The following is a 17,147-nucleotide window of genomic DNA, read 5'->3' as shown; positions in this document are numbered from 1 at the left end:
CGGGCCCTGACACGGCCTCCCACGACGGGTGACCTGCCGCGATACTGGAGGGATGGCTGACGGGACGGAGCTGGGGCGCTTCCTGCGCGCGCGCCGCGCGGGCATCCGCCCGCAGGACGTGGGGCTGCCCCCGGGCACGGGGCTCCGGCGCACCCCGGGGCTGCGCCGCGAGGAGCTGGCGACGCTGGCCGGGGTCAGCGTCGACTACTACACGCGGCTGGAGCGCGGCACCGAGACCAGGCCCTCGCCCGCCGTCCTAGCCGCGCTCGGCGCCGCGCTGCGGCTGCCCGCCGACGCGCTGCGCAGGCTGCACGAGCTGGCGGCGCTCGCGGCGGGGCAGCCGCCCCCGCGGCCGCAGGGCCCGGCGCGCCAGGTGCGGGAGCCGGTGCTCGGCCTGCTGGAGCGGCTGCGTCCGGTACCGGCGTACGTCGCCAGCCACGCCAACGATTTGCTCGCCGCCAACCGGCCGGGGCTCCGCCTGTTCCCGGGCCTCACCGACTGGCCGCCCGAGCGGCGCAACCTCACCCGCTACATGTTCCTGCATCCGCAGGCCCGCACGCTGTACCGCGACTGGGAGACGCTCGCCGCGCACAGCGCGGCGCACCTGCGCGCGATCGCGGGCGCCGACCCCGACGAGCCGGAGCTGGTCCGGCTGGTCGGCGAGCTGGTGGTGAAGGACCCCGACTTCGCCCGGCTCTGGGAGCGCTACGACGTGCAGCTGCGCGCCCGCGCGACGAAGTGCTTCCAGCATCCGGAGGTCGGCGCGATGTGCATGGACATCGAGGTGATGGCGATCCACGGCACCGACGGCCAGCGCCTGGTCACCTACCAGGCGAGGCCCGGCACCCCCGACCACGACGCGATGCTGCTGCTGGACATGGCGAGCCCCCGCGAGGACGAGCCCGCCGACCGCTGATCGGCCGGGCCGGGGTTGTTTAGGCGCCGGGACGGCGGGCAGTCCCCGTCCCCACAAGCGGCGGCCGGTCGTGGCCGCGGCTCTTTCGGTATGCCGGTCGGAGGCGATTCACATGAAGGCGCTCACCTGGCAGGGGAAGCGGGACGTGCGGGTGGAGGACGTCCCGGATCCGGTGATCAAGGAATCCACCGACGCGATCATACGGGTGACCAGCACCGGGATCTGCGGCTCCGACCTGCACCTGTACGAGGTGCTCGGGCCGTTCCTCGGGCAGGGCGACATCCTCGGGCACGAGGCCATGGGGGTGGTGGAGGAGACGGGTGCCGACGTCACGCACGTCCGCCCTGGTGACCGTGTGGTCATTCCCTTCAACATCTCCTGCGGGCACTGCCGCATGTGCGGACTCGGCCTGTTCGCGCAGTGCGAGACCACGCAGGTGCGCGAGTACGACATGGGCGCGGCGCTGTTCGGTTACACCAGACTCTACGGGCAGGTGCCGGGCGGCCAGGCCGAGTACCTGCGGGTGCCGCAGGCGCAGTTCGGGCCGATCAAGGTCCCCGAGGGGCCGCCGGACGAGCGGTTCGTCTACCTCTCGGACGTGCTGCCCACCGCGTGGCAGGCGGTCGAGTGGGCGGACATCCCCGAGGGCGGCACGGTCGCGGTGCTCGGGCTGGGCCCGATCGGGCAGATGTGCGCCCGGATCGCCGTGCACCTCGGCCGCCGGGCGATCGGCGTGGACCTCGTCCCCGAACGGCTGGAGATGGCCCGGCGGCACGGCGTCGAGGTGCTCGACCCGACGCGGACCGACGACGTGCCGGAGGCGATCGCCACCCTGACCGACGGGCGCGGCGCCGACTCGGTCATCGAGGCGGTCGGCATGGAGGCGCACGGCTCGCCCGTGGCCAAGGTCGCCCACACGCTCACCGGCCTGCTGCCCGACCGCGCCGCCGCCCCGCTGATGGGCAGGGTCGGCGTGGACCGGCTGGCGGCGCTGAACCAGGCGATCGACTCGGTCCGCCGGGGCGGCACGATCTCGGTCATCGGGGTGTACGGCGGCATGGCCGACCCGCTGCCGATGCTCCAGATCTTCGACAAGGGCCTCACGCTGCGGATGGGCCAGGCGCACGTCAAGCGCTGGATCGACGACCTCATGCCGCTGGTCGCGGACGAAGCCGACCCGCTCGGCGTGATGGACCTCGCCACGCACCGGCTGCCGCTCACCGCCGCCGCGCACGGCTACGAGATCTTCCAGAAGAAGCAGGACGGCGCCATCAAGGTCCTGCTCAGTCCCTGACCGCCCGCCGCCTCGCGCGAAACGTCCGGGGAAAGGCGGCGGCCGGGAAAAGGCGCCAATGAAATCCGCCTCGAAAAGGCGGGAAAAGCAGACCTCCCCCCAGCGCGCGAAGCGCTGGGGGGAGGTCCGGAGGAACGGCGCACCGGGAAACCCCGGCTCTGGGACGCCGTTACAGGTGCCGTATGGCGGCCGTCACCGTCACACCTGCTCCCAGAGTGCCGGCACATTCGCGGGAGTCCAGCCAGGCTGCGCCTGGTGGCCCTGGATGCACCGGTAACTTGCGCCGTTGTAGGTCACGACGTCGCCGGACTTGTAAACGGTGCCGGCGGCCCACGTGCCCGTCGGCGGCTCCCCGGGACCGGGGCCGTTGTCGCCGCCGGTGAAGAGCGTCAGCCCGTACACCGAGAGCGCCTCGTTCACCGGCTGGAAGAACGTCGTCCCGCCGCGACTGCAGTCGCCGTCGCCGCCGGACGTCATGCCCTGCGCCTGCGTGCCGGAGATGAACGAGCCGCCGGAGTCGCCGGGCTCGGCGCACACGTTCGTCTGGGTCACCTCGTAGACGGTGCCCTCCTGGTAGGTGACGCTGGTGTTGAGCTGCTGGATGCTCCCGCAGTGCCAGCCCGTGGTGGAGCCGGAGCGGCACACCTGCGAGCCCTGCTGCGCGACGGTCGACCCGCTGACGTCGCGGTCGGCGACGGTGCCGTAGCCGTTGACCTTCGCGGTCGGGGTCCAGCTGCTGTTGACCGCGACCCAGGAGTAGTCGCTGCCCGGGAACGTGGATCCCTGGAAGCTGCCCTGCTGGGCCTGGTTGGAGCCGCTGGTCGAGGTGCCCGGGCGTCCGCAGTGCCCGGCGCTGACGAACCCGGCCCGGCCGTTCTGCTTGACCGGGAAGCCGATGGAGCAGCGGCCCTGGCCGTTCATGTAGTAGGCGTCGCCGCCCCGGAGGTCGTACAGCGGGCGGGGCTTGATGTCGGAGCGCTTGATCGTGACGTCGGAGGCGCCGAGCCCGGCCGACTTCACGAAGGCGCGCGCCTTGGCGGGGGAGGAGCTGAGCAGCACGACCTGGTTGGTGCTGACGTCCACGTACCAGACCGGGGAGCTGGTCGTCGCGTGGCTCTTGCTGGCACGGTCCAGCTTGGCCTTGACCGCGTCGAGCGAGGCGAGGCTGTGGCCCACGACCTTCGCCCGCGCGCCCTGCGCGGTGATCGTGCGGGCCGCGGCGGCGTCGGTGGTGGCGACGGTCAGCGTCTCGCTGGTCTTGCCGCTGACCCAGCTGCCGGCGAAGCTGCCGCCGAGCCGCAGCCGCAGCTTGCCCGCGGTGACACCGGCGTCGAACTGGTTGACCAGCGACTGCTTGGCCTGGGCGGGGGTGAGGCCGAGGTCGCGCTGCATCGCCTTGAGCATGTCGGACGGGACGTTCGCGGCGGTGGCCGCGGAGAACGGCGCCGGGTGCGACGGTCCGGCCGGTGCCGCCTGGGCGGTCCCGATGCCGGGGATGCCGACCGCGCACAGGGCGCCTACCGAGAGCACGGCGACGCGCGGACCGCGTCTGTTGGACATGATCTCTCCTAGGGGTGGGGGGTGCGGTAAACGTAGAAGCATTCGCATAAAGAGAAAAGACCTTTCCGTGACCGGGTTATGGCGAGTTGTCGCCGCTGTCGGTAACTCGCCATCCATGCGCTTGCCCGGCCCGCCGCGGCGGCGGAAAATGGGCTGGCTCGTCGCTAGTCCGGCCCGCCGCGAAGCCGGAAGAATTTCGGCGCGGTTCGCGTTTGAAAGCGGAATTTGCGGTCGCGCGCCTGGTCGCAGGGCCGGTAACGGCGAAGGGCATGGCCAGGTTCAGCCGCTTTGAGCTGCAAAGACTTGGCGGCCACAGGGTGCTGCTGGATAATCGCCTGCATGCTCCCCGTGACCGCCCCCAGCGAGAATCCATTCGTGGCTCTCGGTGTCACCGCTGCGCAACAGACCATTTACACAACGCTGCTGTACCACCCGGGCAGCACGCTCAGCGACCTGACCCGGCTGACCGAGCAGCCGCGCGCCAGGCTGGCCGGGCTGCTGCTGGAGTTGCAGGCCCTCGGCATGGTCGGGGTCGACGGCTCCGCCGAACCCGCCTACACCCCCTATCCGCCCGACGCCGTCGTCGAGACGCTCATCCGCAAGCGCGAGACGGAGTTCATCCGGGCCCGCATCGAGGCCAAGCGCCTCAGCGGCGACCTGCTGGCGGCCGAGCAGCGCGGCAACCCCGAGAAGCTGGTGGAGATCATCGACGGGCGGGAGGCGGTGGCCCAGCGCTGGGAGCAGGTTCAGCGGGGCGCGTCCCGGCAGGTCAAGACCATCGACAAGCCGCCCTACGCGACCGACCCGTCGCGTCCGAACGAGATCGAGCGCGACCGGATCGCCAACGGCATCGAGTACCGCGCGATCTACACCCCGGACGCGCTCGCCATCCCCGAGCGCCTGGAGATCGCCCGCGACGACACCGCGATCGGCGAGCGCGCCCGCGTCCTGGAGAACCCGCCCGCCAAGCTCGTGATCGTCGACGACGAGCTGGCGCTGATGCCGCTGCGCGGCGACGAGCCGGGGATCACCGCGCTCATCCGCCCCTCCACCCTGCTCGACATCCTGATCAGCGTGTTCAACACCTGCTGGGAGCAGGCGACCCCGCTGCGCTTCGACGACGAGGAGTCGAGCCCGCCGGGCGTCTGGCCCCGGCTGTCGGACGCCGACCGGCACCTGCTCACCCTGCTCGCCGCCGGGCTGAAGGACGAGGCGGTCGCCCGCCACACCGGGATGGGGGCGCGCACCGTCAGCAGGCACGTCGCCCGCCTGCTGCGCACGCTCAACGCCCGCACCCGGTTCCAGGCGGGCGTGCACGCCGCCCGCCGCGGCCTGGTCTGACCCCGTGGCCCGGCCGCCGACAGGGAGCACCGGTGTGGGAGACGAAGCGGTGACCGGCGCCGCGGCCGGGGTCCGGGCCGGGAGCGCGGCCCGGCCGCTGGTGCCCGCGCTGGTCTTCGTGGCGCTCGTCGTCGCGGTGGTCGGCAGCCTCGGCGCGCCGCTGATCACCGAGGTCGCGGGCGGGTTCGGGGTCTCGCTCGCGGCGGCGCAGTGGACGCTGACCGCGCCGCTGCTGGTCGGCGCGCTCGCGACCCCCGTCCTCGGACGCCTCGGCGCCGGGCCGCACCGCCGCCGGGTCGTCCTCGCCACGCTCGCCGTCGTGGTGGCCGGCAGCCTGCTCACCGTGGTGCCGTCCGCGTTCGGCTGGCTGCTGGCCGGACGCGTCGCCCAGGGCGCCGGACTCGGCCTGCCCGCGCTCATGATGGGCGTCGCCCGCGACCACCTGCCCGCCGAGCGGTCGGGCGCGGCGATCGCGCTGCTGTCGGTCGCCTCGATCGCCGGCATCGGCATCGGGTACCCGCTCGCCGGGCTGCTCACCGACGTGGCGGGGCTGCCCGCCGCGTACGGGCTCGGCCTGCTGATCACGGCGGTGGCGCTGGCCGCGGCCTGGTGGGCGGTGCCGCAGGCGCCGCCCGGACGGTCCGGATCCGTGGACGTGCCGGGCTCCGCGCTGCTCGGCGCGGCCCTGCTGGCGCTGCTGCTCGCGATCAGCCAGACCGGCCTCTGGGCCGACCACCCGGTGGTCCTCGCCGTGTTGCCGGCGGCGTCGGCGCTGCTCCTGGCCGCCTGGGTGCGGCGCGAACGCCGGAGCGACGCCCCGCTGGTGGACCTCGCGCTGCTGCGGCACCCCGCCGTGGCCGGCGCGAACGCGAGCATGCTCCTCGGCGGCGTCGGCATGTACCTGCTGCTGACGCTGGTCACCCGCTACGTCCAGACGCCGGGCCCGGCCGGGTACGGCTTCGGCGTGGACGTCTTCGTCGCGGGCCTGGTCCTCGTGCCGTTCTCGGTCCTCGGGTTCGCGGGCGGCAGGCTGGTGCCGCTCGCGCGCGGGCGCCTCGCCCCCACGACCGTGCTCGCCGCCGGGGGCGCGGTGATCCTGGCGGCGCTGCTGGTGTTCGCGTACGCGCGCGGCCACCTCTGGCTGGCGTTCGCCGTGATGGGCCTGCTCGGGCTCGGCGTCGGCGCCTTCTCCGCCGCGATGCCGGCCGCGATCCTCGCCGTCACCCCGGCCGAGGAGACCTCCAGCGCGATGAGCTTCAACCAGGTCGTCCGCAGCGTCGGGTTCTCGGTGGGCAGCGCGCTCGGCGGCCTGGTGCTCGAAGCGCATACGGGTTCCGGCGCGACCTTCCCTGACGAGGCCGGCTACACCGTCGCCGCCCTGGCCGGGGCGGCGGCGATGGCGGTGACGATCCTGATCACCCTCCTGCTGAGGCGTCCGGCCGAGACGTCCGCGCTGTGACGCACCCGCTTGGGTCCTGGGCTTCCGCGACCTTCTCGACCATGCGCCGGTAGTCGGGGCACTGGGCGAAGTCGTCCGCGCCGCATTCCATGAGGTGCCCGATCAGGGTCCGGGACGCCGTGATCTCTCGCAGGCGGATCCCCGACGCGCTGAGCTGGGGCGTGGCCGCCGCGCTCGTCCCGGTGGCACTGATCGCCCTCCTCCCGCGAACGGTCGGTCGGCCGGAGCCCGCGTAGGCGGGCGAAGGCGTCGAGCGCCCCGAACAGGGGGCCATGTCACATCGTGGGGCCGGTGTCCGTCCCAGAGCCTGATGGTCGTGCCGTCTTGCTGATCGGCCGACGAAAAGCACCAACACTCAGGACGGGACGAACGAAAATGAAGATCGCCGTTATCGGAGGGAGCGGTCTCGTCGGCCGTCGCGTCGTCGAACTGCTGGACGGCCGCGCCGAGGTGGCGTCGGTCTGCGGCGCGGCCGGGGTCGACCTCCGCACCGGCGCCGGTCTCGACGAGGCGCTGGAGGGCGCCGGCGCCGTCGTCGACGTCCTCGACGCCCCGCTCCTGGACGCGGAGGGCGCCCCGGCCTTCTTCCGCGACACGATGCTGCGGCTGACGGCGGCGGCGGAGCGCGCGGGCGTCGGCCACCACGTGCTGCTGTCGATCGTCGGCGTCGACAGGATCGTCGGCAGCCCGCGCTACATCGGGAAGCGCGTCCAGGAGGTGCTGACGCTCTGCGCGCCCGCCCCGGCCACGGTCGTCCGCGCCACCCAGTTCCACGGCTTCGCGGAGCAGGTCGCCTCGTGGAGCAGGCGGTCCGAGCCGGGGAAGGCCGACATCGTGACGGTGCCCCCGCTGCTCGTGCAGCCGTGCGCGGTGGACGACGTCGCCCGCGTGCTGGTCGGGCTGGCCCTGGACGGCCCGGCCGGCGAGCAGATCATCGAGGTGGCGGGCCCCGGGAGGGAGGACCTGGTGGACATGGCCCGCCGGACCTTCGCCGCGCGCGGGGACGAGGTCCGTATCGTCCCGAGCTGGGACGGGCCCTTCGGCACCGAGTACTCCGGTGACGTGCTGCTGCCCGGCCCCGGCGCGCGCCTGCTGGGGACGGGCTTCGAGCGGTGGCTGGCCGAGCGGTCCGGTTACACGGTCGAGTGAGTGCCGGGCCGACCCGCGGGCTCCGCGGCCGGTTCGCGGTCGGCGAGGAGGAGGTAGATCGCGGCGGACAGCAGCGCGCAGACGGCGGTGCTCGCCCACAGGACGGTCTGCCAGGCGTCGGTGAACCCGTGCGCGATGGCGTCGAGGAGGCTCGCGCGCCCGTCGGCGGGAAGGCCCGCCAGGGCGCCGTCGAGGTCGCCGGAGTTCACGCTGTCGGCCACCGCCCCCGGGTCCTCGGCCCGGCCGGGCGGCGCCGCCCGGCTCAGCCGGTGCTCGGTGAAATTGACCAGGGCCGAGCCCGCCGCCGCGATGACGACCGCCTCGCTGCCCAGCCGGAGCGTGTTGAGGAACCCCGCCGCCGTGCCGGTGGCCCGGGGGTCGACGACGGTCAGGACGGCGCCGTCCACCAGCCCGAAGTTGAGGCCCAGGCCGACCCCGAGCGTGATCAGCGGACCGGCCAGTGCCGCGGGCCCGATGTCGGGGCGCAGGACGGCGGCCAGCCACGCGCCGCCGCCGGTCAGCAGCACCAGGCTCAGCGTGAAGACGGCGCGCGACGGCAGCCCGCGCCTGATCAGGAGCCCGGCGAGCAGCGGCGCGACCAGGATCGGCGCGGTCATCAGCAGCATCGTGGCCCCCGCCGCCCGGCTGGACATGCCGCTCGCGACCACCAGGTAGTTCGGCAGCAGCGGCAGCAGGATCACGAACGAGAACGACACGACCACGGGGATCAGGCACAGCGCCATGAACCTCCGGTTGCGGACGAGGCCCAGGTCGAGCATCGGGTCGGGGCGGCGCCGCTCCACCAGCACGAAGACCACCGCCAGGAGGACCGCCCCCGCGAGCAGCCCCAGCACGCCGGGGCTGGCCCATCCCCACTGCGGTCCCTCGACCATGCCGAACATCAGCAGGAACACGCCGCCCGCGAAGGCCGCGGTCCCGGGCCAGTCGACCCGCGCGGCCGACTCGGCCCGCGACTCCCGCAGAAGCGGCACGGCGGCCAGCACCGGCAGCATCGCCAGCGCGTGCGACCCGAAGAACCACCGCCAGCCGAGGGAGTCGGCCAGCGTTCCGGCCGCCATGGCGCCGAGCGCGAGCCCGCCGCCGGTGGCGATGCCGACGGCGGCGAAGGCCCGGACCCGCGCCCGCCCCGCGAACGCCGTGGCGAGGATCGAGCTTCCGCTGGTCAGCAGGGCGGCGGCGCCGACCCCCGCCAGCGCGCGCATGAGGTCGAGCAGCAGGACGTCCCGCGCCACCGCGCTCGCCAGCGACGCCGCCGTGAACAGCGCCGCGCCCGCAGCGAACAGCCGCCGCCTGCCGAGCAGGTCGGCGAGCGAGCCGCAGGCCAGCATGAAGCACGCGAAGGTCAGGTTGTAGGCGTGCACGACCCACTGGAGCGCCTCCAGCGACGCGCCGGTGTCGCGTTCGATGTGCGGCAATGCCACCCCCGACCCGGTCACCGACGTCGGCAGCACCACCAGCGTCAGCAGGACGGCGGCGAGGGTGACCGCCGGAGTGCGCGAGGTCATGCCGCGGGGACCGACCCGAGCAGGCCGCCGTCGACCACCAGGTCCTGCCCGGTGACGTAGGAGGCGTCGTCGGAGGCGAGGAACGCCACGGCCGCCGCGACCTCGTCGGGATGGCCGAGGACGCCGAGCGGCACCTGCGCCGAGTCACGGGCCTCGGCCCCGGGCTCGGGGTTGGCGGAGCGGTACATCTCGGTGTCGATGTAGCCGGGGCTGACGGAGTTGACGCGGATCCCCTGCGGGGCGAGCTCGGCGCCCAGCGTCCGCGCGAGGTTGTGGGCCGCCGCCTTCCCGGCGGAGTACACCGAGGCGATCGCCAGCCCGCGATGCAGGGTCCAGGACGCGTTGATGACGACGGAGCCGCCGTCGCGCATCAGCTTCCGCGCCTTCTGGACGGTGAAGAAGACCCCCTTGAGGTTGACGCCGATCATCCCGTCGAAATCGGCCTCGGTGATGTCGGCGCTCGGCTTGAAGACGCCCACCCCCGCGTTGGCGAAGACCGCGTCCAGCCCGCCCCGCCACGTCTCGATCAGCCTCATCAGGCGGTCGAGGTCGGGGAGCGAGGCGACGTCGGCGCGGACGCCGAGGACCCCTTCCCCCAGCCGCGCGACGGCGTCGTCCAGCCGCTTCTCGTCGCGGCCGGTGACGGCGACGTGGGCGCCCTCGTCGAGCAGGCGGCGCGCGGCGGCGAAGCCGATGCCGCTGGTACCGCCGGTGATCAGAACGGTCTTGCCGGTGAATCGCTGCATACCGACGATCCTCGGCCGGACGCGGCGGACCCGGCAGCGTCCAGTGGGCCTGGGTCTGCCACCACCACCCTCAGCCCGCGAGCGGCGCGGGTTCCTCCAGCAGCGCGGTGAGCCGGGACGGCGTCGTCCCGTCCTGGGCGGGGGTGTGGAGCATCAACCGGTGTCCCGGCAGATCGGTCAGCGGAAGCGTCGTGTACTCGAAGAGCAGTTCCCCGGCCGAGGGGTGCAGAACGGCCTTGACGCCCTGGGCGGCGCTGCCGACATGGTGCTCGGCCCACAGTTCGGCGAAGGCGGGGCTGGCGGCGCGCATGTCGGCGGCGAGCCGTCCGAACTCCGGGTCGTCCGGGTAGCGGGCGGCGTCCGCGCGGAACTGCCCGACGATGGCGCGCGCCGCGTCCCGCCAGTGGCGCACGGTCGAGCGCAGCCGGGCGTTGGTGAAGAAGCTCACCAGGCAGTTGTGGTCGCCCGCGCCGTAACCGAACACGACCTCGGCCGCCCGGTTGACCGCGACCAGGTTCCAGTGCCGGTCGATGACGTAGGCGGGACGGGGCGACCACTCCTCGATCAGCCGCCGCAGGCCGTCCGGCACCTCCCGCTCCACCGGCGCCGCCTTCGGCGGGTTGAGCCCGGCGAGCAGGTAGAGGTGCTCCCGCTCGGCGCCGTCCAGCCGCAGCACCCGGGAGACCGAGTCCAGCACCTCCGCCGACACGTTGATCTCGCGCCCCTGCTCCAGCCAGGTGTACCAGGAGACGCCGACCCCGGCCAGGACCGCGACCTCCTCCCGCCGGAGCCCCGCCGCCCGGCGGCCGCCGCCCGCCGCCATGCCGACGTCCTCCGGCGTGAGCCGGGCGCGCCGGGACCGCAGGAACTCCCGGATCTCGTCCCGGCGCCGCCGCCGCGCCTCCGCGGAAAGCCGCGCACCACCCATACCCGCATGCTAGGCGGTCCGCCGCCGGACGCCCCGTGGTGGGGCACCCCGTGGTAGGCCGTCGACGGGCTGGGTAGGCGGGACGACACGTCTGAACGACGGGCGGTGAGAGGAGAGCGGATCCATGGCAACGACGACGGTCGCCGATCACCTGCTGGCGCGTTTGCGCGAGTGGGGGGTCGAGAAGGTGTTCGGGTACCCGGGCGACGGGATCAACGGGCTGATGGCCGCCTGGGGACGCGCCGGGAACGAGCCGCAGTTCGTCCAGTCGCGGCACGAGGAGATGAGCGCCTTCCAGGCGGTCGGGTACGCCAAGTTCACCGGGCGGGTCGGGGTGTGCGCGGCGACGTCGGGGCCGGGCGCCGTCCACCTGCTGAACGGGCTCTACGACGCCAAGCTCGACCACGTGCCCGTCGTCGCGATCGTCGGCCAGACCAACCGCAGCGCGATGGGCGGCTCCTACCAGCAGGAGGTGGACCTGCTGTCGCTCTACAAGGACGTGGCGGGCGACTACGTCCAGGTGGTCACGGTGCCCGAGCAGCTCCCGAACGTGCTGGACCGGGCGATCCGCGTCGCGATGGCCGAGCGGACGCCGACCGCCCTGATCGTCCACGCCGACGTCCAGGAGCTGGAGTACAGCCCGCCCGCGCACGCGTTCAAGATGGTCCCCTCCAGCCTGGGGGTGTCGCTGCCGTCGATCGCCGCCGACGCGGAGGCGGTCGCCCGCGCCGCCGAGGTCCTCAACGCGGGCAGGAAGGTCGCGATCCTCGCGGGCGCGGGGGCCAGGAGCGCCGCCACCGAGCTGCGCCAGGTGGCCGACCTGCTCGGCGCGGGCGTCGCGAAGGCGCTGCTCGGCAAGGACGTCCTTCCGGACGATCTGCCCTACGTCACCGGCTCGATCGGGCTGCTCGGCACCCGGCCCAGCTACGAGCTGATGAACGGCTGCGACACCCTCCTCACGGTCGGCTCCAGCTTCCCCTACACCCAGTTCATGCCGGAGCTGGACCAGGCGCGCGGGGTGCAGATCGACATCGACCCCAAGCTGATCGGCATGCGCTACCCCTACGAGGTCAACCTCGTCGGCGACGCGGCCTCGACGCTGCGCGCGCTGATCCCGCTGCTGGAGCGCAAGGACGACCGGGGCTGGCGCGAGACCGTCGAGGGTAACGTGCGGCGCTGGCGGAAGACGGTGGCGGAGGAGGCCATGGTGGACGCCGATCCGATCAACCCGATGCGGCTGTTCCACGAGCTGTCGGAGCGGCTGCCGGACGACGCGATCGTCGTCGCCGACTCGGGGTCGGCGGCGAACTGGTACGCCCGCAACCTGAGCTTCCGCGACGGCGTGCGCGGCTCCCTGTCGGGGACGCTGGCCACGATGGGGCCGGGCGTCCCGTACGGGATCGGGGCGAAGTTCGGCCACCCCGGACGGCCGGTGATCGTGTTCGAGGGCGACGGCGCGATGCAGATGAACGGGATGGCCGAGCTGCTCACGATCCGGCACTACTGGGAGCAGTGGGAGGACCCGCGGCTGGTCGTCGCGATCCTCCACAACAACGACCTCAACCAGGTCACGTGGGAGATGCGCGCGATGCAGGGCGCGCCGAAGTTCACCGAGTCGCAGACGCTGCCCGAGTGCGACTACGCCGCGTTCGCGGCGGGCAACGGGCTCAACGCGATCAAGGTGGAGGAGCCCGGCCAGATCGCCCCGGCCTGGGAGGCGGCGCTCGCGGCCGACCGGCCGACCGTGCTGGACGTCCTGGTGGACCCCGACATCCCCCCGATCCCGCCGCACGCGACCTTCGAGCAGGCCAAGGACACCGCCAAGGCGATGGCGAAGGGCGACGAGGACCGCCGGGGCGTCGTCCAGAAGGGCCTCAAGGTCAAGATGCGGGAGCTCCTCCCGCACCGCTCCGGCAGGTGAGGGTCACGAGCGGCCGGGGCGCCAGGTCTGGAGGGTGAGCAGCAGGCTGCGCGGCCTGGCGCTGTCGTCGAAGGCGCCGTGCGCGCCGTGGTCCCGGTCGGCGTCGCACGGCTCCCACAGGTTGCCGGGTCGAACTCGGGCCGCCGGGCGCCGGTCTGCTGCGACCGGTACCCGGTCCGGCCGAGGTAGCGGTCGAGCAGCCCCGGGACGACCTTCTCGGCGAGCAGCGCCGCGATCGTGGAGTCGCCGACCCAGCGCTCCCGGCACCGGGGGTTGTCGGCGGCGTGGACGACGGCGCGGGCGGCCACCTCGGGCTGGTAGATCGGCGGCACCGGCCGCGGGCGGCGCGGCAGCCGGGAGCGGACCCAGTCGAACTGGGGGGTGCTGAGGGCGGGCAGCTGGACCATCGTCACCTTGACCGCGCTGCGGTCGTGCAGCAGTTCGGCGCGCAGCGACTCGGTGAAGCCCTCGACGGCGTGCTTGGCGCCGCAGTAGGCCGACTGGAGCGGGATCCCGCGGTAGGCCAGCGCCGAGCCGACCTGGACGATCACGCCCGAGTCGCGCGGCCTCATCCGCGCGAGCGCGGCCCGCGTGCCGTGCGCGGTCCCGAGGTAGGTGACCTCGGTGACGCGGCGGTACTCCTCGGGCGTGATCTCGTCGAACGGCGCGAAGACGCCGGTGAAGGCGTTGTTCACCCACACCCCGATCGGCCCGAGCGTGCGCTCGACCCGGTCTAGTGGTCGAGGCGTGCCGCGCATTCGAGGAGCAGCGCGTGCACGAAGGCCTGCGGGAGGTTCCCGCGCATCTGCCGCTGCTCCACGTCGTACTCCTCGGACAGCAGCCCGGCGGGCCCGCACGCGGAGCGGTTGCGCTCGAACCAGCGCAGCGCGGCCGCCACGTCCCCCCGCCGGTGGGTGGCGAGCGCGACGAGGAACCCGCACGGCAGGAACGCGCCCTCGGCCTCGCCGAGCGGCCGCTCGTCGTGCCGGAACCGGTAGGCGTAGCCGTCGTCGGTGAGCTCGGCGAGGTAGGCGTCGAGCGTGCGGCGGCTGCGCGGGTCGCCCGCGGGCACGGCGCCGCGGATCGCGGGCAGCAGCAGCGCGCCGTCCAGCCTCGGGTCGCCGGGCGAGCGCTGCCAGCGCCCGGACGGGTGGACGGCGCGGGACGCCGTCGCCGCCACGATGGCGTCGGCCCGCCCGGTCTCCCCGACGGCCCGCAGCCCGGCCGCGCAGTTGAGGGCGCTGTGCGTCCACCGGCGGTCGTCCAGCTCCCAGATGCCCGCGTCCGGGTCGCGCCAGCGCTCGTCGACGGCGGCGACCGCCGTGCGCAGGGCCCGCCTGCCGTCGGCGTCGAGCCCGTCGCGCTCGGCCGCGGCGCCGAGCAGCAGCAGCGCGTCGCCGAAGCCGTCGAGCTGGAACCGGCCGGTCATCTGGTTCCCCACCCGGTCGTAGCCGCCCGGGTAGCCGGGCAGCTTCAGCACGTCCTGCTCGGGCACCGGCCCGCCGGTGCTCGTGTAGGCGGGCTTGAGGCGCGGACCGTCCTCCAGGACGCGCGCGGTGACGAACCGCACCGCGTCGTCGAAGAGCCGCTCGGCCCCGGCGGCGGCCGCCGCGAGGCCCGCGAAGCACTGGTCGCGGATCCAGACGTAGCGGTAGTCGTAGTTGCGGCCCGCCTCGCTGCGCTCGGGCAGGCTCGTGGTCGCCGCCGCGACCATCCCCCCGCTCGCGCCGGTCATGCCGCGCATGACGGCGTGGGCGTGCCGCGCGTCCCGGTCGGCGATCGTGCGCGGGCGCGGCACCGCGCGGTGCCAGGCCGTTTCGGTGGCGTGCCAGACGCGGTCCGCGACCGGCGGCTCCTTGCGCGGGGGACGGTCGGTGATCTCCAGGACCAGGTCGTGGCGCGTTCCAGCCGGAACCGTGAGGTCCAGTTCGAGGCCCCGCCCGCGCCGGGCCCCGGCCGCGCCCGTCCAGCGGAACCACAGGCCGCCCGCGTCGCCCGTCCAGGCGCCGTGGAAGTCCGGACGGAAGGCGCCGAAGCCGGGGCGCGGGTCGCAGAGGACGCGGACGCGGGCGTCCCCCTCGCGGGCGACGATCTGCCGGAGCAGCACCGCGCGGCCGGGCTCGCCCGGGAACGCCAGGGCCTCCCGGCACTCGATGACCCCGTCGTCGGTCACCCACCGGCTGCGCCAGATCAGCGTGCCGGGCTCGTAGGCGCCGCCCCACACGAACCGCTCCCGGGGCGTGACCGCGTAGATCCCGGGCCCGCCGATCAGGGAGGCGAACACCGCGTCGCCGTCCCAGCGCGGCGCGCACATCCAGCAGAACTCCCCGCGCGGGCCGACGACGACGCCCCGCTCGCCGTCGGCGATGAGCGCGTACTCCCGCAGCACCTGCGGGGGGTAGCGGTCGTCGTTCATGCCACCCGGTACTCCTCCGCGTCCCGCCTGCGGAACTCCAGGCCGATCCCGGGCGCGTCGTCCCGGGGGCGGACGACCCCGCCGGACGGCACGAGCGCGCCGTCGAAGAGCATCGACTCGACGCGGACGTGGTCGTGGAACCACTCGATGTGGCGGGCGTTCGGGACGGCCGCCATCACGGCCGCGTGCAGGTGCGGCGCGCAGTGGGCGGACAGGTCCCGGGCGTGCGCGCGGGCGAACGCGGCGACCCGGAGGAACTCGGTGATCCCGCCGACCCGGGTCACGTCGGCCTGCGGGCAGTCGACGGCGTCGATCAGGCGGACGTAGTAGGGCAGGTCGTAGCCGTACTCCCCGGCCGCCACCTCGCACGGCACCGCGTCGCGGACCGCGCGCAGGCCGGCGACGTCGTCGGAGGACACCGGCTCCTCGAACCACCGCAGGTCGGGCGCCGCCTCGGCGACCCGCACGGCCTGCTTGGCGGTGTAGGCGCCGTTGGCGTCGGCGTACAGCTCGGTGTCGGGGCCGATGACCTCGCGGGCGACGCGCAGCCGCTCCAGGTCGCGGCCGGTCCGGGCGCCCCGCCCCTCGCCGATCTTGATCTTCACGCGGGGGATGCCGAGGTCGCCGGCCCAGTTGCCGAGCTGGTCGCGCAGCCGCGCGTGGCCGTCGGTGGTGAAGCCGCCCGAGCCGTACACGGGGACCTCGTCGTGGACGGCGCCGAGCAGCCGGTGCAGCGGCAGGCCGAGCAGCCGCGCCTTCAGGTCCCACAGCGCGCAGTCGACCGCCGAGATCGCCATGGCGCAGACGCCGGGACGCCCCGCGTTGCGGACGGCGCGGCACATCCGCTCGTGCGCCCCGGGCGGGTCGAGCGCGCCGGTGTCGCGGACCACCGGCGCGAGCAGCGCGGTGACCGCCCCGGCGACGGCCGCCGGACCGTAGGTCCAGCCGAGGCCGGTCCACTCCTCGCTGGACGCCTCGACGAGCACGAGCGTCGTCGAGGCCCAGGCCAGCGTGCCGTCCGCCTCCGGGCCGTCCGTCGGGATCGTGTACGCGGCGGCGGTCAGCTCGATCACAGCGGCTCCGCGGGGAGTTCGGCGAGGTGCGGGGCCCGCACGCCGGTGCCGTCGGCGATCCGCGTGCGGCAGGAGAACCCGTCGGCCGGCACGGTCGTACCCGGACCGGCGTCGCGGACGCGGGGCCACAGCCCGGGTTCGGCGGCGCCGACCGAGACCTCGTGGTGGCCCCGCTCGAAGCCGAAGTTGCCCGCCAGGCCGCAGCAGCCCACGTCGAGGACCTGGGCCTGGACGCCCGCGCGGCGCAGCACCTCCGCGTCGGCCTCGACCCCCCAGACGGTGTGCTGGTGGCAGTGCGGCTGGGCGATCGCGGCGCGCCCGGCGCCCGGGTGGAAGTTGTCGGTGAAGGCGTCCGGCCGCAGGACGACCTGGGGCGCGGCGAGTTCGGCGTTCAGGTCGTCCAGGCAGGCCCCGGGCTCGACGACCGCGCGGCGGCGGCCGGTGTCCAGCGACACCGGCCGGCCGCGGTACCTGGACCGGTCGATCACCACGGCGGCGTTGCGGCACTGGCCGGCCAGGCTCGTCCCGCCGCCCCGCGACGGCACGGGCACGCCGTGCCCGCGGCAGACCGCGACCGCCTCGACGGCCGCGTCGATGCTCCGGGGGACGACCACGCCGATCGGCGGCTGCCGGTAGTCGGAGGCGTCGTAGGCGTAGGCCGCCCGCGACCCGGCGTCGAAGCGCACCTCGCCGTCGACCCTGACCGCGAGATCACGTTCAAGCGTGTCGAACATACGCGTCGAACTACCCGGGCCGCCGGATCTAACCTCAGGCCCGCTGTGACAGGGGCTGCGGCCTGCATGGGGAAGGGGCCGAGA

13 protein-coding genes and 1 pseudogene are annotated in these 17,147 nt (G+C 74.2%); 6 read left to right on the top strand and 8 right to left on the bottom strand.

What is annotated here, in order from left to right; all coding sequences use genetic code 11:
- The first annotated feature begins 52 nt into the window (after positions 1 to 52).
- Both KLI87_RS14500 and KLI87_RS14495 read left to right on the top strand, forming a co-directional pair.
- Positions 53 to 916 carry a helix-turn-helix domain-containing protein gene (locus KLI87_RS14500; RefSeq protein WP_156215909.1) on the top strand — a complete coding sequence of 288 codons (864 nt, stop codon included), beginning with the start codon at positions 53 to 55 and terminating at the stop codon, positions 914 to 916.
- A gap of 112 nt (positions 917 to 1,028) precedes the next feature.
- A complete protein-coding gene (locus tag KLI87_RS14495; RefSeq protein WP_156215910.1) occupies positions 1,029 to 2,210 on the top strand; it encodes a zinc-dependent alcohol dehydrogenase in 1,182 nt (393 codons plus the stop codon).
- Between the two features lie 198 nt (positions 2,211 to 2,408).
- Here KLI87_RS14495 and KLI87_RS14490 read toward each other — a convergent pair whose 3' ends face one another.
- On the bottom strand, positions 2,409 to 3,770 hold the full coding sequence (locus KLI87_RS14490) for a carbohydrate-binding protein (RefSeq protein ID WP_250903766.1): 1,362 nt from the start codon (positions 3,768 to 3,770) through the stop codon (positions 2,409 to 2,411).
- 375 nt (positions 3,771 to 4,145) lie between these two features.
- Between KLI87_RS14490 and KLI87_RS41520 the strand changes: the two genes are divergently transcribed.
- From KLI87_RS41520 to KLI87_RS14475, 3 genes are all read left to right on the top strand, one after another.
- Positions 4,146 to 5,111, top strand: coding sequence for a LuxR family transcriptional regulator (locus tag KLI87_RS41520; RefSeq protein ID WP_173390708.1), 966 nt, complete (start codon positions 4,146 to 4,148; stop codon positions 5,109 to 5,111).
- A 34-nt stretch (positions 5,112 to 5,145) separates the two neighbouring features.
- Positions 5,146 to 6,570, top strand: a complete 1,425-nt coding sequence (locus KLI87_RS14480) for an MFS transporter (protein WP_214617326.1) — start codon at positions 5,146 to 5,148, stop codon at positions 6,568 to 6,570.
- A gap of 375 nt (positions 6,571 to 6,945) precedes the next feature.
- Positions 6,946 to 7,719, top strand: a complete 774-nt coding sequence (locus tag KLI87_RS14475; protein WP_214617317.1) for an SDR family oxidoreductase — start codon at positions 6,946 to 6,948, stop codon at positions 7,717 to 7,719.
- Here KLI87_RS14475 and KLI87_RS14470 read toward each other — a convergent pair.
- The 3 genes from KLI87_RS14470 to KLI87_RS14460 all read right to left on the bottom strand — a co-directional run bounded on the left by KLI87_RS14470 (position 7,704) and on the right by KLI87_RS14460 (position 10,919).
- Positions 7,704 to 9,245, bottom strand: coding sequence for an MFS transporter (locus KLI87_RS14470; RefSeq protein WP_214617315.1), 1,542 nt, complete (start codon positions 9,243 to 9,245; stop codon positions 7,704 to 7,706). The genes KLI87_RS14475 and KLI87_RS14470 overlap by 16 nt on opposite strands.
- On the bottom strand, positions 9,242 to 9,991 hold the full coding sequence (locus KLI87_RS14465; protein WP_214617313.1) for an SDR family NAD(P)-dependent oxidoreductase: 750 nt from the start codon (positions 9,989 to 9,991) through the stop codon (positions 9,242 to 9,244). The genes KLI87_RS14470 and KLI87_RS14465 overlap by 4 nt, the downstream gene beginning before the upstream one ends.
- 70 nt (positions 9,992 to 10,061) lie before the next feature.
- Positions 10,062 to 10,919: a helix-turn-helix transcriptional regulator gene (locus KLI87_RS14460; RefSeq protein ID WP_214617311.1), complete on the bottom strand. Its 858-nt coding sequence runs from the start codon at positions 10,917 to 10,919 to the stop codon at positions 10,062 to 10,064.
- 124 nt (positions 10,920 to 11,043) lie between these two features.
- Between KLI87_RS14460 and KLI87_RS14455 the strand changes: the two genes are divergently transcribed.
- Entirely contained in the window at positions 11,044 to 12,840 is a 1,797-nt protein-coding gene (locus tag KLI87_RS14455) for a thiamine pyrophosphate-requiring protein (protein WP_214617309.1), read from the top strand.
- A 194-nt stretch (positions 12,841 to 13,034) separates the two neighbouring features.
- Here the strand turns inward: KLI87_RS14455 and KLI87_RS14450 are convergent.
- From KLI87_RS14450 to KLI87_RS40030, 4 genes and pseudogenes are all read right to left on the bottom strand, one after another.
- Positions 13,035 to 13,598 (bottom strand): annotated as a pseudogene (locus KLI87_RS14450) (SDR family oxidoreductase); the annotation flags it as partial.
- Entirely contained in the window at positions 13,574 to 15,256 is a 1,683-nt protein-coding gene (locus KLI87_RS14445; protein WP_214617308.1) for a glycoside hydrolase family 15 protein, read from the bottom strand. The gene KLI87_RS14445 and the pseudogene KLI87_RS14450, both read right to left, overlap by 25 nt.
- Positions 15,253 to 16,329, bottom strand: coding sequence for an enolase C-terminal domain-like protein (locus tag KLI87_RS14440; protein ID WP_214617307.1), 1,077 nt, complete (start codon positions 16,327 to 16,329; stop codon positions 15,253 to 15,255). The genes KLI87_RS14445 and KLI87_RS14440 overlap by 4 nt, the downstream gene beginning before the upstream one ends.
- On the bottom strand, positions 16,326 to 17,063 hold the full coding sequence (locus tag KLI87_RS40030) for an FAD-binding protein (protein WP_250903765.1): 738 nt from the start codon (positions 17,061 to 17,063) through the stop codon (positions 16,326 to 16,328). The genes KLI87_RS14440 and KLI87_RS40030 overlap by 4 nt, the downstream gene beginning before the upstream one ends.
- Positions 17,064 to 17,147 lie beyond the last annotated feature (84 nt).

This window comes from Actinomadura sp. NEAU-AAG7, from assembly GCF_018603865.1.
GTDB classification, from domain to species: domain Bacteria; phylum Actinomycetota; class Actinomycetes; order Streptosporangiales; family Streptosporangiaceae; genus Spirillospora; species Spirillospora litoris.
The sequence above is the reverse complement of the archived record's forward strand: the minus strand, read 5'-3'. Positions and strand labels throughout refer to the sequence as shown.